The following is a 16,860-nucleotide window of genomic DNA, read 5'->3' on the forward strand; positions in this document are numbered from 1 at the left end:
TAATTCTACAGCCTCAACGCCCTGTTAACAGGCAATAAAATAGTTGGTTAAAATAAGCGACGAAGGAGCAAAAACCAACTGTTTTTTGTCCTTGTTTAACAGCTTGTTATACCTACATTATACGGGAGAGTTCAACTCTCTATTCCGTTTTATTCTATCGTGGATATTGCTAGCAACAACCGATGCAGCTATACCCAATATAAAAGCAAGTATGTAATCTAGAAATTTTAACCACCAAGGTGCTTTATTTTGACCCAAAGCATCTCTTACTGCGCTTATTTGGCTTTCAGTCATCTCTTTTAATACTTGTGATTTTTCATATTCAGTTTGTATCATTTTCGATTCTAGGTGCGTCTGTTTCATGTCACTTTTAATATCGGATAAATATTTTTCCAAACTTTTGATACTTTGCAATGCGCCTTCAACGTTTTTTATTCTTGAGTCCAGCCCTGAATCATTTGCGTACTGTGGAGCTACGTATGAATAAATAGAAATAGAAAGACCTAAAAATGTAATGATCATTGAAAGCCATGCAAATAAAAGATTTTTCTTCTCTTTTTCTTTTGACTTGAATATTTTTTGCGCCATAAAAGAACTATGTAAATCTAACGCTTGATCAATATTAACCTTTTGATAAACCCTTACAAGTGAATAGCCAATATCATTAAGTACATCCATAAAATAAGCAATGTCATCAGGATTAACTACTGCTGAAGTAATTAATATAAACCCTTCAAATTCAGCCTTAATTCTTTCAGCGTTATAAGCAATTCTCTTTAAGTCTTTTTTACTCAGATTTCTACGATGTTTAACTTCGACAGCAGCATTATGTTGTTTACCAGAATCATCTTTAACAAAAGACTTAAAATCGTAGCCCAAATCTTGGTATTGATTTTCAGGGGTGTATATTACCGATAAGTCATCTTGTCTCTGTATGAAATCTAATGCTAATTCTTCAAACTTTTTTCCAGAAAGATCATATATATCGATAGTGCTCATAATTAGAGTACAACTCCTTGTAGGTATAACAATTTTGTCTACGACATTTGTCGTTTTATAAACCGATAAATGTCCATATATTACAGTGCATTTATCTTAACCATCAAATAAACACCTGTAAACAATTAGTTAACTGGAAATTATTTTTAATCAATGCACAAATGCACCGAAATGGTGGAGATCAGTAATATTGGACAAAACAACAAGCACTGTCTATATATACAGTTAACTTTTACTAGAGATTCATATCATGAAATCACCTTTTTTAACTATGGTAGCCGAACAAATGTATCTAAAGCGTTATGCTAAAAGTACCATTAAAGCGTATTTATACTGGATAGCTTCGTTTATTCGATTTAACTCTATGAGGCACCCAACAACGATGGGACATAATGAGGTCGAACTTTTTTTTAGCTTTTTTAAACTCGTTTAGTCAACCAACAAAATGTTGCTCCTAACACTCAAACACAAGCCTTAAATGCGTTGAGCTTTTTATTTAAAAAAGTGATTAAAAAGCCACTCTCATTAGGTTTTATTAAGAGCAAACGAGCAACTAGTTTTACAACAAATTGCCAATGCCATTATCAGCCCTTTTTCAAGATTATAAACTCCCCGATTCAAAACAAAAAAGCACAGCCCACAAGCGCCATGCTTTTTAAATAAACCTTAATCCAGATCGGTTTACAAACGAATCCCACCGTCTATTTCTACCACGCGACCGGTAAAAAAGTCGTTTTCGATAATGTATTGTGCGGTATGGGCAATTTCGTCGCTTTCGCCTAAGCGCCCTACTGGCGTTACTGCAAGCATACGTTGTTTGGCTTCGGGCTTCATGGCGTCGGTCATGGCGGTGCTAATTACACCTGGTGCAATAGCGCCAACGCGTATACCAAAGCGGCCAAGTTCTTTAGCCCATGTGGTGGTAAGTGCTACTACGCCTGCTTTTGATGCCGCGTAGTTTGTTTGGCCTATGTTGCCTGCGCGCGCTACGCTCGACATATTAACGATTACGCCGCCTTTGCCTGATTCAATCATGTGGCTTGCCGCTTCGCGCCCTGCTAAAAACACACCTGTCAGGTTTACATCAATCACTGATTGAAATTGCTCAAGGGACATTTTTTTAACGACTTTGCCGTCTTTAGCCTTTATAAACATGCCGTCTCGCAAAATACCGGCGTTGTTTATAAGCACGCCAATGTGGCCAAAATCGCTGTTAATGGTATTAAATACGTTTTCTACTTCGCTCTCAGCGGTTACGTTTGCGGCATAACCTTTAATATTGCCTGTGACACCTTCAAGCTGCGTTAACTGCTCGCATGCGGTGTTTAATAAGTCTTGTGCCATATCTATTAAAGCGATGTTTGCACCCATAAGAGCAAACTTTTGCGCCATTGCAAAGCCTAAACCTTGTGCGCCACCGGTTATTACTACCGTGTTATTTTTAATTTCCACGCGTTGCTCCTACTTAGAAAACAGTTTAAAAATGGCACTAAAATCATCACTACCCGCACCTTGGTGCTGTAGCATGGTGTATAAATTTTTAGCCATTGAACCCATAGGGGTTGATGAATTACTTTGCTGCGCGGCTTCCATAGCAAGGCCTAAATCTTTAGCCATTAAATCAACCATAAAGCCTGGTTTGTAATCGTTGCTAGCCGGTGCGGTATCCATTACACCTGGACAAGGATTGTAAAGTTCGAGCGTCCAGTTACGGCCAGAACTTGCGGTCATAATGTCGCTAAGTACTTTAGGATCGAGGCCGTTATTTATGCCCATTTGTAGTGCTTCGCTGGTGCCTGCCATTAAAATGCTAAGTAGCATGTTGTTACATATTTTGGCAACTTGCCCTGCGCCAATATCGCCTGCATAAAATATGTTTTTACCCATATCACTAAGCACTGTATTTGCTTTATCAAACGCTGCTTTTTCGCCGCCTACAATAAAGGTAAGTGTGCCTGCGGTTGCGCCTGCAACGCCGCCCGATACCGGTGCGTCTACAAAGCTTATGCCTTGTTTACCAAGTGTACTGCCTACAATACGTGCTGATTCTGCATCTATTGTTGAGCAATCAATTACTAATGTATTGTTGCTCAGCACGTTAATTAGGCCGTTGTCGTCATTATTACCTAAGTAAAGCGACTTAACATGTTTGCCCGCAGGTAACATACTAATAAGTACGTCAGCATTGGTTACGCACTGCTTTGCATCAACTGCTGCTTTAGCGCCTTTACTTGCAAGCTCATTTACAACCGACTGGTTTAAATCGAACACGCTAACAGTATGCCCAGCTTTAATTAAGTTAGCCGCCATTGGGCCGCCCATATTACCTAAGCCGATAAAACCAATATTTAGTTTAGTCATCGTCTTTCCTTTATTTGTGTGTTGGCGTGTCTAAGCCATTGAGAGGGTGGTTTTCGCCAAAGCGGTTAGCAAAAAAGCTATCTATTATTGTTTGTGGTACATCACTAAGTGTTTTGTATTGCCAATTAGGTGCGCCGTCTTTATCTATTAATAGCGCTCTTACACCTTCTTGAAATTCACCTACTTCGCCAGCGCGAACCGACATACCCAGCTCCATTTTAAAACACGCTAATAAGCTTTTGCCTTTACTTGTTTTTAATTGCTCACTAACGAGTGCACAACTTAGTGGGCATCCGTGTTTAAGTGATTTTTGAGCGCGCTGTAGCCACTTATCATCAGTGGTTAGCCCTAAAATATAATTAACCTGCTCCTGTAAGGTTTTAAACTCACCCAGCTTTTGAATCGTTTTTAGGTTAGCTTTTACATTGCCTTTTGGCATACGCGCAGATTGGTTGTCTAAATCGGTTAATAACTTAGTTAAACGCTCATGATTTAAGCTTGCGGTTTTGCCCCATTTAGCTGCTAAAATTTGCGCAAGCATGGAATCATATTTAGTGCTGTCGATGAAGTGATCGGCAAGTAATACAAAACGCGCGTCGTCGCAGTTAATTGATGCCGACGTTAACCCTAAAAATAATCCAACACTTTGTGGCATTTTATGTAAAAAGTAACTGCCGCCTACATCAGGGTATAAACCTATGGTTTGCTCTGGCATGGCAATGCGTGATGTTTCAGTTACAACGCGGTGGCTAGCACCGGCCATTAGCCCTAAACCGCCGCCCATCACTATGCCGTTACCCCAAACGAGGATTGGTTTATCAAAGGTATGAATAAGGTAATCAAGCTTGTACTCAAGTGTAAAAAACTCTTCAACTAAGCTTGTTGGTTTACCTTGCGCCATTGCATGATGAAGGCTTACAACATCGCCACCGGCGCAAAATGCTTTATCGCCTGCGCCTTTTAACAAGACCATCGCAATAGCATCATCGTCTTGCCAAGCTCGCAATTGCGGCTCAAGTAATTTGATCATCTCAAAATTAAGTGCATTTAACGCTTTTGGCGCATTGAGTGTAATAAGCCCTATTAAACTGCCGTTTTCTGCGGCTGCGGTTTCAAATACCACGGGCTCATCGGCGTTATTTAATAATGTTAAAGCACTCATTAGCCGTTTACCCAATTAGCGCGGCGTTTTTCTAAAAAGGCATTTACGCCTTCTTGTTGATCTTCGGTATCAAATAAACCAACAAATAATTCACGTTCAAGAGGCAATACACTTGCCATTGGTTGATGACGCCCTTTTTGAATCAATATTTTACACGCTGCTACTGAGCTTGGACTTTGATCGACCACTTGGTTAGCTAGTTTTAATGCAGCTGCAAAGCTTTCGCCTTGTGGAACTACTTCTTCTACTAAGCCAATTTGCAGGGCTTTATCGGCTTTTAAGCGCTCGCCGCATAAAATCATGCGCTTTGCCCAGCCTTCGCCTACAAGCCATGCTAAATTTTGTGTACCACCCGCACAGGGTAATAACCCTACTTTAGCTTCAGGGAGCGCCATTTGTGCTTGCTCTTCCGCAATACGTATATCGCACGCAAGCGCCACCTCTAGCCCGCCGCCCATTGCATAACCATTAATGGCTGCAACCGACACGCCTCTAAAATTAGTAAGCGCTTCAAATACTTCACCAAATACACGCGACATATCGGCGGCTACGCCTTTATCGCCACTAGCAAATACGTTTAGGTCGGCACCCGCGCTAAAAAACTTCTCGCCTTCACCCGTCAGTACTAATGCATAAATATTTTTATTGTTATTAAGCGCGTTAACGGTATTTTTTAAATCAACTAAGGTGTCTTTTGTCCAGGTGTTTGCTGGCGGGTTAGACATCGTTAAAATAGCAACATGACCTTCGGTTGTTAGTTCAATACTCGGATTAGATTTAGATTCTGACATAAATTGCTCCTTATAAAACGTCGCTTGCTGACTCAGCTAAAATACGGCGCGCAATAATTACACGCATGATTTCGTTAGTGCCTTCTAAAATTTGATGAACGCGTACATCACGTACATGGCGCTCAAGCGGGTATTCTTTTATGTAACCGTAACCACCATGAATTTGCAGTGCGTCGTTACACACGGTAAAGCCAACATCGGTAGCAAAGCGTTTAGCCATGGCGCAGTAAGTGGTTTTTTCAACGTCGTTATTATCAAGTTTAAATGCAGCAAGCCTAACCATTTGGCGCGCAGCTACAAGCTCGGTGTTCATATCGGCAATTTTAAATTGCAACGCTTGAAACGCAGCCAATGGTTTACCAAATTGCGTGCGTTCTTTTAAATATTCACGGGCGGTATTAAGCGCCGCTTGCGCTGTACCAATTGAACATGTGGCAATGTTAATTCGACCGCCATCAAGGCCTTGCATCGCAAATTTAAAGCCTTCGCCCTCAGCCCCTAATAAGTTATGCGCAGGAATGCGTACATCTTCAAAGCTAATTAGGCGTGTAGGTTGTGCATTCCAACCCATTTTTTCTTCGGCTTTGCCGTATTCCACGCCTTTTGCGTCGGCAGGCACTACAAATGCCGAAATACCCGCAGCGCCTTCGCCGCCTGTACGTGCCATTACAACTAATACTTCGGTTTCGCCAGCGCCCGATATAAACATTTTTGAGCCGTTAATAACGTACTCATCGCCCTCAAGCACAGCTTTTGTTTTAAGTGATGCGGCATCTGAACCCGAACCTGGCTCTGTTAAACAATAAGAGGCAAGTAGCTCGCCCATTACTAATTGCTCTACGTATTGGTCTTTAACTGCATCGGTACCAAAACTTGCTACCATCCACGTGGCCATATTATGAATGGTCAACATGGCCGTGGTTGCTGTACAGCCCATAGCAAGCTGTTCAAAAATAATGCTCGAATCTAAACGAGATAAACCAAGGCCGCCGGCTTCCTCTGGCGTGTATAAACCGCAAAAACCAAGCTCGCCTGCTGCTTTAATCTTGTCTTTAGGAAAAATATGTTCGCGGTCCCACTTTGCTGCATAAGGTGCGAGTTCTGACTCGGCAAATTGTCGTGCTGTTTGCGCAAAGGCTTGTTGATCTTCTGATAAATTAAAGTCCATGGTAGAGACCTCTTTAGTTGTGTGTTTGTTGTTGTGTGTTTGTTGCGTGTCGCTTTCCCATTAAAGGGATAGTTAGTGACGAGCAGCGAAGACTTATGTGTGTTGTGTGTGAAGTAGCCTTCGCGCCCATCTTTATTATTAGTTATTTAGTTATTCGTTTTAATAAAAATTATTTTAAGTTAATGCTCATGTTTGGACCCGAAGCAATATCATCTTCAAACCAACGTGAGGTAATCGTTTTAGTTTCTGTGTAAAAACGAATACCTTGCTTACCGTACGTGTGCGTATCGCCGTAAAACGAGCCTTTCCAACCAGTGAACGAAAAGAACGGAAGTGGCACCGGAATTGGTACATTAATACCTACTTGCCCTACTTCAATTTCGTGTTGGAATTTACGAGCTACTGCGCCGCTTGAGGTAAATAACGAGGTACCGTTACCGTAAGGGCTGTCGTTAATAAGTGCGATTGCTTCATCAAGCGTGTCTACAAACATACACGCTAGTACTGGGCCAAATATTTCTTCTTTGTATAAATCCATCTCTTTGGTTACGTCAGTAAATAACGTTGGGCCAACCCAGTTACCTTGCTCAAAGCCTTCAACCGTAAAGTTAGAACCATCAATTAAACAGGTAGCGCCTTGCTCTTTACCACCAGCAATAAGCGATAAAATACGCGATTTTGCTGCTTTTGATGTTTGTGGTCCGTATGCCGCGTTTGCATCATCCCACACGCCTGGGCGTACATTTTCAAAGCCTGCTTTAATTTCATCTACCCACTGACTTGCTTGACCTACAAATACAGCAACCGAAATACCCATACAACGTTGACCAGCAGCACCTACCGATGCGCCTACTAGGTTGTTTACGACATGCGATTTACTTGCATCTGGCATAATAACCATGTGGTTTTTAGCGCCAACACACGCTTGCACGCGTTTAAGATTTTGTGTGCCTTTAGAATAAATATAAGCACCTACACCACACGAGCCAACAAACGAAATAGCGCGCACTGCTTTATCTTCTAGTAAGCGGTCTACTTGTGGTTTTGTACCGTGAACAACTTGTAATACGCCTTTTGGTGCACCGGCTTCAATAAATAGCTCAGCTAAGCGCATTGGTGTAAGTGGATCTTGCTCAGATGGTTTTAAAATAAAGGTGTTACCACACACAATAGCCAGCGGGAACATCCAAAGTGGGATCATTGCAGGGAAGTTAAACGGGGTAACGCCCGCACATACGCCAAGTGGCTGCATGTAAGAATACGTATCGATTTTACGCGCTACGTTTTCCATTGTTTCACCCATCATTAATGATGGCGCGTTAGCGGCTTGTTCTACTACTTCAATACCACGCCAAACATCGCCTTTTGCATCTTCAAATGTTTTACCCAATTCGTGGCAAATAATGGTAGCAAGCTCATCGTGATGTTCTTTTAATAGCGCCGCGTACTTCATCATAATGCGAGCACGTTCAGTAATGGGTACGTCTTTCCATGTTTTAAACGTCTCAGAGGCTGAGGCAATTGCCGCGTCCATTTCTGACTCGGTGGTGCATGGCACTTGTGCAAGTACTTCTTGAGTTGCTGGGTTTATAACATCGATAAGCTCTTTTGATGCTGATTGAATAAATTCGCCATTAATAAGTAGTGGTACTTGGTGCATGATTAAATCCTAGTGTGTGAGTTGTGTGTTCTCTTTTAAAATTGGTAGCGCCGCTTTGTTAGTATTATTAGTGCAGCGCTTTTATAGTTATTCGTATAGCTTTCTTATAACTGCTTAATACCTAGTTAATACGCTTCTACGGCCATAGCAACCGCTTCACCGCCACCAATACATAAAGACGCAATGCCTTTTTTAAGGCCTCGGTTTTTAAGGGCATGAATAAGCGTTACTAAAATACGCGCGCCGCTTGCACCAATTGGGTGGCCAAGTGCACATGCACCGCCATTCACGTTTACTTTGCTTTCATCAAGTTTTAACTCGTTAATAGCCAGCATGGTTACCATGGCAAATGCTTCGTTAATTTCCCAAAGGTCAACATCGTTTACAGCCCAACCCGCTTTTTCAAGCACGCTGCTTATTGCACCTACTGGCGCTACTGTAAATTCACTTGGTTTTTGAGAATGCGTGCTGTGCGCTACAATTTTACAAAGCGGTGTTAAGCCTTGCTCTTTTGCTTTTGATTCGCTCATTAATATAAGCGCCGCGCCACCGTCTGAAATTGACGATGAATTAGCGGCTGTAATGGTGCCGTCTTTTTTAAAGGCTGCACGCAGACTTGGAATTTTTTCTGGGCGGGCGTTACCTGGTTGCTCGTCAATCGAAACTGTTACATCGCCTTTGCGTGTTTGCATCGTATGCGGGGCAACTTCGTTATCAAAACTGCCATTTTGTATTGCTGCTTTTGCTTTACTTAATGAGCCTAATGCAAACGCATCCATTTGCTCACGACCAATGCCGTACTCGTCGGCGGTGTCTTGTGCAAAACAACCCATTGCTTTGTTGTCGTAAGCATCTTCAAGGCCGTCGCTCATCATGTGATCTTTTATTTCGCCGTGACCCATTCGCATACCGCCACGTGCTTTTGGAATAAAGTACGGTGCGTTTGTCATGCTTTCCATGCCACCGGCAATGGCAGATTGGATAGAGCCTGCTTTAATTAAATCGTTTGCAAGCATGGCGGCTTTTAAACCAGAGCCACATACTTTGTTAATTGTTGTAGCGCCAGTGCTAAGTGCAAGGCCTGCTTTTAACATTGCTTGGCGTGCGGGCGCTTGCCCAAGCCCTGCTGGTAATACACAGCCCATAATTACTTCATCTATTGCATCATTAGCTAAACCAGTTTGTGCAAGTGCACTGGCAATGGCGGTAGCGCCAAGCTCGGTAGACTGCGCATCACTTAACGCTCCCATAAAACCACCCATTGGGGTGCGTTTTGCTGCTACAATTACCACTGATTCTAAAGTCATAACTAACTCCGTTGTAATTTAATGCAAATAATTGTTAGTATATTTGCTCTATTAATTTAGTATTCATTTATTATTTAATACCTACACACAATACTAACGTTTACGCCAACGTCAACTAAAAACAGCTTAATTTTTAGTTTTATAAGTGTAAGGATTATTTTCCAGCTGTCAGGCCTCGCTGAGGAAATAAAATCAACCCACTGAAAATCAATAACATTACTTAATATCTCACGCCAACATTCCTTTATAAATAGTTTCAAAACACACCAAGCTTTACCTTTACGTAAACTTCACTTATATTGGGGTTATTCGAATGAGGTAAATACAATTATGAAACCAGATAATCAAACAAACTTTGCAAGCTCAGCCAAAATGCCGGCTAGTAATGAACAAACATTTAGCATTAGCGAACTCGCTAAAGAATTTGACATTACAACCCGCTCTATTCGCTTTTACGAAGATCAAGGGTTAATAACCCCAGAACGTAATGGGCAAACCCGTATTTATTCAAAACGCGACAAAGTGCGTTTAAAACTAATACTACGCGGTAAGCGCCTTGGCTTTACATTGGCCGAAACCGGTCGTTTGTTTGAACTGTACGACGCAGATAAATCAAGCGCTAAGCAGTTGGTTACCATGCTTGACCTTATTTCAGAAAAAAAAGCAGACCTATCTCAACAAATGGACGACATTAAAGTTGTTCTTATGGAGTTGGTGACGGCCGAGCGCCGCTGCAGAGACACGCTTAATAAAATAGACGAGTAAGTTTATTTTTAAAATAAAAACACACTGACAACACACACGTCACACAGGAATGAATCATGAGCACTATTTCACTATATAAAGAAATGAACTTTGGCCTTGGCGAAACCGCCGATATGATCCGCGACCACGTAAACAGCTTTGCGAGTCAGGAGATTGCCCCGCTTGCTGAAAAAACTGATTTAGATAACGCTTTCCCAAATCAACTTTGGGCTCAAATGGGCGAAATGGGCGTACTGGGTATGACCGTATCTGAAGAACTTGGCGGCGCCGGTTTAGGTTACTTAGAACATGTTATTGCTATGGAAGAAATTAGCCGTGCCAGTGCCTCTATAGGTTTAAGCTATGGAGCACATTCTAACCTGTGTGTTAATCAAATTAACCGTAACGGCACACAAGCTCAAAAAGAAAAATACTTACCAAAGCTTATTAGTGGCGAGCACATTGGTGCTCTTGCAATGAGCGAGCCTAATGCGGGCTCTGACGTTGTATCAATGAAACTTAAAGCCGAAAAAAAAGGCAATAAGTACATTTTAAATGGCAACAAAATGTGGATCACCAATGGCCCCGATGCACACACACTAGTAATTTACGCTAAAACAGATTTAAACGCCGGTGCTAAAGGCATTACCGCGTTTATTGTAGAGAGCAACTTTCCTGGTTTTTCTACGGCGCAAAAGCTCGACAAACTGGGCATGCGCGGCTCAAACACCTGTGAGCTAGTATTTGAAAACTGTGAAGTACCCGAGGAAAACATTTTAGGTAACTTAAACGAAGGCGTTAAAGTACTTATGAGTGGCCTTGATTACGAACGCGTAGTACTTGCAGCAGGCCCGCTTGGCATAATGCAAGCATGTATGGATATAGTGGTACCGTACATTCACGAGCGTAAACAGTTTGACACCCCTATTGGCCAATTTCAGTTAATTCAGGGCAAAGTAGCCGACATGTATACACAAATGAATGCTGCGCGCTCATATGTGTATACGGTAGCTCGCTCTTGTGACCGTGGTGAAACAACCCGTAAAGATGCTGCCGGTGCCATTTTATATGCCGCAGAGCTTGCGACTAAGATGGCGCTTGATGCGATTCAAATTTTAGGCGGAAATGGCTACATAAACGAATACGCAACAGGCCGCCTGCTTCGTGATGCTAAATTATACGAAATTGGTGCAGGTACATCAGAAATACGCCGCATGCTTATTGGCCGCGAACTTTTCACTGAAAGCCGTTAAGGATTAAACCATGACGATTTTAAAATCGAGCGTTAATCCTCACGATCCAACGTTTGTTCAAAACCATAAAAACATGTCGGCGCTGGTGGATGATTTACGCAATAAAGTAGCAACAATTAGCCAAGGCGGAGGCGCTGCATTAAAGGAGCGCCACGAAGGCCGTGGTAAATTATTTGTACGCGACCGTATAAGTACGTTAATTGACGAAGGCTCACCGTTTTTAGAAATTTCACAATTTGCTGCCTTTGGTGTGTACGAGCAAGCAATACCGTGCGCTGGTGTTGTAGCCGGTATTGGGCGTGTAAAAGGCATTGAATGCATGATTATTGCTAACGATGCCACGGTTAAAGGCGGTACGTATTTTCCGCTTACTGTTAAAAAGCATTTACGCGCACAAGACATTGCAGAGCGCTGCCACTTACCGTGTATTTATCTTGTTGATTCGGGCGGTGCTAACCTGCCTGAGCAAGACGATGTATTTCCGGACAAGTTGCATTTTGGTCGTATTTTTTACAATCAAGCCCGTATGTCGGGTAAAGGTATTCCACAAATTGCCGTGGTAATGGGATTATGTACCGCAGGCGGTGCGTACGTACCTGCTATGGCAGACGAAAGCATTATTGTAAAAGATCAAGGCACTATATTTTTAGCAGGTCCGCCCCTTGTAAAAGCAGCAACGGGCGAAGAAGTAACCGCTGAAGAACTAGGCGGCGCCGATGTGCACTGTAAAGTGTCGGGTGTTGCCGATCACTACGCTGAAAACGATGCTCATGCGCTGTCTATTGCGCGCCAATGTATTGAGCGCATTAATTACACACGCCCTACAGCCCCTCTTCTAGAGGATGTAAAGCCACCACGTTACGACATTAACGAGCTTTACGGCATTGTGGGCACCGACCTTAAAAAGCCATTTGATGTACGCGAAGTAATAGCGCGCACTGTAGATGACTCATCATTTGATGAATTTAAACGCTACTTTGGTGAAACGTTAGTCACAGGTTTTGCCAGCATTTATGGCAACCCCGTTGGCATAGTGGCTAATAACGGTATTTTATTTAGTGAGTCGGCGCAAAAAGGCGCGCACTTTATTCAGCTGTGTGCTCAGCGCAATATTCCTTTAGTGTTTTTACAAAATATTACCGGCTTTATGGTGGGTAAAAAATACGAAGCCGAAGGCATTGCAAAGCACGGCGCTAAAATGGTGATGGCGGTTTCGTGTGCTGATGTGCCTAAATTTACAGTACTTATTGGCGGCTCTTACGGCGCAGGTAACTACGGAATGTGTGGCCGTGCATTTGAACCAACCATGATGTGGATGTGGCCTAATGCCCGTATTTCGGTTATGGGCGGCGAGCAAGCAGCGGGTGTAATGGCGCAAGTTAAACAAGATGGTTTAGCACGCAAAGGCCAAAGCATGAGCGAGCAAGAAATTAGTGACTTTAAAAAGCCAATTATTGATCAGTACGAAGAGCAAGGTCATCCGTATTACGCAAGCGCACGCTTGTGGGACGACGGCATTATAGACCCTGCCGATACGCGTTATGTATTAGGGCTTGCGTTAACGGCTGCGAATAACGCACCAAAACGTGATTCGAAATTTGGCGTATTTAGAATGTAACCGGAGCGCAAAATGTCAGTAACACTACAAATAACAAAATCTAATGTGGCTGTACTTGTGTTAAGCCGCCCAGAAAAAAGAAACGCATTTAACAGTGAAGTAATACACGAGCTGATTCAGTGTATTGAACATGCAAATACGCTTGATATTCGCGCTTTGGTTTTAAAAACAGAGGGTAAACACTTTTCAGCTGGCGCCGATTTAGCCTGGATGAAGTCGATGGCTGATAACAACTACGCCGATAACCTAGCTGATTCAATGCAATTAGCTAAATTAATGCAGGTATTAGCAAGCTCGCCACACCCTACAATTTGTGCTGTGCAAGGTGCTGCTTTTGGTGGTGCTCTGGGTTTAATAGCTTGTTGCGACATAGCCCTTAGTAAAGACGATGCGCAATTTTGTTTAAGCGAAGTAAAGCTGGGTCTTATTCCGGCTGTTATTAGCCCGTATGTCATTAAAGCGATTGGTGAACGCGCTGCTCGCAGATACTTTTTAACGGCTGAAGTGTTTGATGCACATACTGCTAAGCAACTTGGTTTAATTCATCAAGTAACCGGTAATTTAGACTGTGCACTCGATAATATGCTGCAAACACTGATTGATAACGGACCTGTTGCAGTAAAAGCCGCAAAAGCATTAATTAACGATGTAGCAAATAAACCAATAACCGATGAACTCATTGAGCTTACCGCAGAGCGTATTGCAAAAATTCGCGTATCTGAAGAAGGTCAAGAAGGGCTAAGTGCTTTTTTTGATAAACGCCCACCACAATGGCAACTGTAGGATTAATTATGAACACACAACGATTACAAAAAATACTGATTGCCAATCGTGGAGAAATTGCGTGCCGAGTAATGCGCAGTGCAAAACAAATGGGCTTAACCACGGTCGCGGTTTATTCTGATGCAGACAAACATGCCGGGCACGTAAAAATGGCCGACGAGGCTTACCATATTGGTGCTGCGCCAAGTAAAGACTCGTATTTAGTAGCAGACAAAATTTTGCAAGTTGCCAAAGATTGCGGCGCTGATTGTATTCACCCAGGCTATGGTTTTTTATCTGAGAACAGCGAATTTGCTAAAGCCTGCGAAGCTAATAACATTGCTTTTATAGGACCACCAGCAAGTAGCATTGAAGCAATGGGGTCTAAAACCCGCGCTAAAGAAATAATGGCAGCTGCTAATGTGCCATTAGTACCTGGTTATTATGGTGATAAACAAGACCCTGTTTTTTTACAAAGTGAAGCTGAAAAAATTGGCTACCCTGTACTAATTAAAGCTGCCTTTGGCGGCGGTGGTAAAGGCATGCGCGTTGTACAAAAAGCAAAAGACTTTATGAGCGCACTACAAGGTGCGCAACGTGAAGCGATTGCCGGTTTTGGTAACGACTTAGTGTTATTAGAGCGCTATGTAAACCAACCTCGCCATGTTGAAGTGCAAGTATTTGCAGATAACTACGGTAACTGTGTTTATTTAGGCGATCGTGATTGTTCTTTGCAACGTCGTCATCAAAAAGTAATTGAAGAAGCCCCTGCTCCGGGTTTATCTGACGCACTACGTAAAGAAATGGGCGAAGCGGCTGTACGTTGTGCACTGGCTATAAATTATAGAGGCGCAGGTACGGTTGAGTTTTTACTGTGTGGCGATGAATTTTTCTTTATGGAAATGAATACGCGCCTTCAAGTAGAACACCCAGTGACCGAAATGGTAACCGGTGTAGATTTAGTCAATTGGCAAATTAATATTGCGGGTGGGCAAACACTGCCACTGACACAAAGTGATATTCAATTGCAGGGTCATAGCTTTGAAGCGCGTATATACGCAGAAGATCCAGCTAACGACTTCATCCCGTGCTCGGGCACTATTGAAGCACTACACACACCGCTTAACAGTGAATTTGTACGCATTGATACAGGCATTGCACAAGGCGACGAAATTAGCCCGTTTTACGATCCGATGATTGCAAAACTTATTGTGCACGACGACAATCGCGAACAAGCACTGAGCCGTTTACAACACGCTCTTGAGCAATTTCATTTAGCAGGTTTTAGCACTAACATTGGCTTTTTACATAATTTAGCAAGCCATCCTACGTTTAAACAAGGTGCGCCAAGTACGCACTTTATTGCAGAGCAAGGTGACTCGTTAGTTGCTGTTGATAAATCGTTATTGCAATCAAGTCAACTTATAGGGGCTTTTGCATATTTAGAATCGTTAACTAATACCCAAAATGCGCCAAGCAGCACAAGTCCGTGGCAACAACTGAGTGGTTTTACACTCAATGCACCACAAGTAATTAAAGTCCCTTTTGCTGATTTACAGCTAAGCGCTATAAAAACCACAGCGGGCTATAGTATTACGCATAACGAGCGTGTATTTAACCTACAAGGCACATTAAATAGTGGTCTTTGCACTGTATTTATTAATGGTGAAAAACATAGCGCGCACGTAACTACGGTAGGTAATAATACTGTTGGCAATAGTACTGTTGGCAATAGTACTGTTGGCAATAGTACTGTTGGCAATATTGTCACTGTTATGAATAAAGCACTGCAAACTAAGCTTGAACTAGTTGATAAACATTATATTAGTTCGCACGAAAACGAAGCTTTGCCACTTGCCGCGCCGCTTAATGGCACGGTAGTTAAGCACTTAATCGACATTGGTAGCACAATTACCAAAGGCGATGCGGTTGTTATTATCGAAGCTATGAAAATGGAATACACGCTTAACGCACCACACGACGGCATTTTAAAAAGCTATTGTTTTGGTGAAGGCGAATTAGTAACGCATGGTGCTCTGCTTGCTATAGTAGAAGATACAACAGAGGAAGGTGCATAATGAGTGCCTTTCCAAGTAAAGTACGTATTGTTGAAGTTGGCGCGCGAGACGGCCTACAAAACGAAAAAACAGTAAGCACAGCCGATAAAGTAGCGCTTATTAACGCCCTAAGTGCTGCAGGTTTAAAAAATATTGAAGCAGGCGCGTTTGTCTCCCCAAAATGGGTGCCACAAATGGCAGACTCAGCGGATGTAATATCAGCCCTTAATTTACCCGATGTAAATTTAAGTGCCCTTACACCTAACTTAAAAGGTGCACAAGCAGCGCACGCTGTCGGCATTAAAGAGTTTGCTATATTTACCGCTGCAAGTGAGTCGTTTTGTCAAAAAAACATAAACTGCTCAATAGATGAGAGTATTGAACGCTTTAGCGAAGTAATGGCGTTTGCTAAAGCTAATAATATTCGCGTACGTGGTTATGTAAGCTGTGTGCTAGGTTGCCCTTATGAGGGTGAAATTGACCCACAAGCAGTACTGAGTGTATCGCAAAAGCTAATAGATTTAGGATGTTACGAAGTAAGCCTTGGCGATACCATTGGTGTTGGCACCGCTAAAAAAGTAACGCAATTAATCGAGTTACTTTTAACGCACATTAATAAAACCAAACTTGCCGTGCATTTTCATGATACTTACGGGCAAGCGCTTACAAATATTTACGCAGCCTTAAGCCTAGGTATAGCAACGGTTGACGCGGCAGTTGCAGGCCTTGGTGGCTGTCCTTATGCTAAAGGAGCGTCAGGAAATGTTGCCACCGAAGATGTAGTTTACTTACTGCAAGGGCTTGGCATTGAACACGGAATTGATTTACAAAGGTTAAGTGAGGCTGGCTGGGAGATAACCAAAGTACTTGGTAAGCAACCTGTGAGCAAAGTATCTGTGGCACTGCACACTAAATAGCTATCTTATAAAATGATGATTCGAGATAGTTAACAACAAATAGCACACAATGAGGAGAGAC

At 42.5% G+C, this 16,860-nt stretch carries 14 protein-coding genes and 1 pseudogene; 7 read left to right on the forward strand and 8 right to left on the reverse strand.

From position 1 onward, the window contains the following. Nucleotides 1-117: 117 nt before the first annotated feature. Nucleotides 118-999: a restriction endonuclease gene (locus GQR39_RS05170; protein ID WP_165734986.1), complete on the reverse strand. Its 882-nt coding sequence runs from the start codon at nt 997-999 to the stop codon at nt 118-120. A 250-nt stretch (nt 1,000-1,249) separates the two neighbouring features. Here GQR39_RS05170 and GQR39_RS20445 point away from each other — a divergent pair. Continuing rightward, nucleotides 1,250-1,554 (forward strand): annotated as a pseudogene (locus GQR39_RS20445) (phage integrase N-terminal SAM-like domain-containing protein); the annotation flags it as partial. Nucleotides 1,555-1,680: 126 nt separating this feature from the next. On the opposite strand, the gene GQR39_RS05180 reads toward GQR39_RS20445, so the two are convergent. The 7 genes from GQR39_RS05180 to GQR39_RS05210 all read right to left on the reverse strand — a co-directional run bounded on the left by GQR39_RS05180 (nt 1,681) and on the right by GQR39_RS05210 (nt 9,448). Continuing rightward, nucleotides 1,681-2,451, reverse strand: a complete 771-nt coding sequence (locus tag GQR39_RS05180) for an SDR family oxidoreductase (RefSeq protein ID WP_165734987.1) — start codon at nt 2,449-2,451, stop codon at nt 1,681-1,683. Nucleotides 2,452-2,460: 9 nt separating this feature from the next. Further along, nucleotides 2,461-3,360, reverse strand: a complete 900-nt coding sequence (gene mmsB, locus GQR39_RS05185) for a 3-hydroxyisobutyrate dehydrogenase (RefSeq protein WP_165734988.1) — start codon at nt 3,358-3,360, stop codon at nt 2,461-2,463. A gap of 10 nt (nt 3,361-3,370) precedes the next feature. Beyond that, the gene (locus GQR39_RS05190) at nt 3,371-4,522 is read right to left on the reverse strand and encodes an enoyl-CoA hydratase/isomerase family protein (RefSeq protein WP_165734989.1); all 1,152 of its coding nucleotides are present in this window, start codon (nt 4,520-4,522) and stop codon (nt 3,371-3,373) included. Then, entirely contained in the window at nt 4,522-5,313 is a 792-nt protein-coding gene (locus GQR39_RS05195; RefSeq protein ID WP_165734990.1) for an enoyl-CoA hydratase, read from the reverse strand. The genes GQR39_RS05190 and GQR39_RS05195 overlap by 1 nt, the downstream gene beginning before the upstream one ends. Nucleotides 5,314-5,323: 10 nt before the next feature. After that, nucleotides 5,324-6,481 (reverse strand): acyl-CoA dehydrogenase family protein, encoded by a 1,158-nt coding sequence (locus GQR39_RS05200; RefSeq protein ID WP_165734991.1) that lies wholly within the window; start codon nt 6,479-6,481, stop codon nt 5,324-5,326. Nucleotides 6,482-6,650: 169 nt separating this feature from the next. After that, on the reverse strand, nt 6,651-8,141 hold the full coding sequence (locus tag GQR39_RS05205) for a CoA-acylating methylmalonate-semialdehyde dehydrogenase (protein WP_165721568.1): 1,491 nt from the start codon (nt 8,139-8,141) through the stop codon (nt 6,651-6,653). 125 nt (nt 8,142-8,266) lie between these two features. Further along, nucleotides 8,267-9,448 carry an acetyl-CoA C-acyltransferase gene (locus GQR39_RS05210; protein ID WP_024590172.1) on the reverse strand — a complete coding sequence of 394 codons (1,182 nt, stop codon included), beginning with the start codon at nt 9,446-9,448 and terminating at the stop codon, nt 8,267-8,269. 330 nt (nt 9,449-9,778) lie between these two features. Here GQR39_RS05210 and GQR39_RS05215 point away from each other — a divergent pair, with 330 nt between their 5' ends. Genes GQR39_RS05215 through GQR39_RS05240 form a run of 6 tightly spaced genes read left to right on the forward strand, consistent with a single transcriptional unit; the run spans nt 9,779 to nt 16,799 of the window. Beyond that, on the forward strand, nt 9,779-10,213 hold the full coding sequence (locus GQR39_RS05215; protein ID WP_008135264.1) for a MerR family DNA-binding transcriptional regulator: 435 nt from the start codon (nt 9,779-9,781) through the stop codon (nt 10,211-10,213). 56 nt (nt 10,214-10,269) lie between these two features. Beyond that, nucleotides 10,270-11,445, forward strand: coding sequence for an isovaleryl-CoA dehydrogenase (locus GQR39_RS05220; protein ID WP_033012679.1), 1,176 nt, complete (start codon nt 10,270-10,272; stop codon nt 11,443-11,445). 10 nt (nt 11,446-11,455) lie between these two features. Then, nucleotides 11,456-13,063: a carboxyl transferase domain-containing protein gene (locus GQR39_RS05225; protein ID WP_165734992.1), complete on the forward strand. Its 1,608-nt coding sequence runs from the start codon at nt 11,456-11,458 to the stop codon at nt 13,061-13,063. A 12-nt stretch (nt 13,064-13,075) separates the two neighbouring features. Beyond that, the gene (locus GQR39_RS05230; protein WP_149605559.1) at nt 13,076-13,846 is read left to right on the forward strand and encodes an enoyl-CoA hydratase/isomerase family protein; all 771 of its coding nucleotides are present in this window, start codon (nt 13,076-13,078) and stop codon (nt 13,844-13,846) included. 8 nt (nt 13,847-13,854) lie between these two features. Continuing rightward, nucleotides 13,855-15,903 (forward strand): acetyl/propionyl/methylcrotonyl-CoA carboxylase subunit alpha, encoded by a 2,049-nt coding sequence (locus GQR39_RS05235; protein ID WP_165734993.1) that lies wholly within the window; start codon nt 13,855-13,857, stop codon nt 15,901-15,903. Beyond that, complete coding sequence (locus GQR39_RS05240) at nt 15,903-16,799, forward strand: hydroxymethylglutaryl-CoA lyase (protein WP_165734994.1); 897 nt, start codon at nt 15,903-15,905, stop codon at nt 16,797-16,799. Before GQR39_RS05235 ends, GQR39_RS05240 begins: the two co-directional genes overlap by 1 nt. The last annotated feature ends 61 nt before the right edge of the window (nt 16,800-16,860 follow it).

Source organism: Pseudoalteromonas sp. C8 (genome assembly GCF_011378685.1).
GTDB lineage: Bacteria > Pseudomonadota > Gammaproteobacteria > Enterobacterales > Alteromonadaceae > Pseudoalteromonas > Pseudoalteromonas arctica.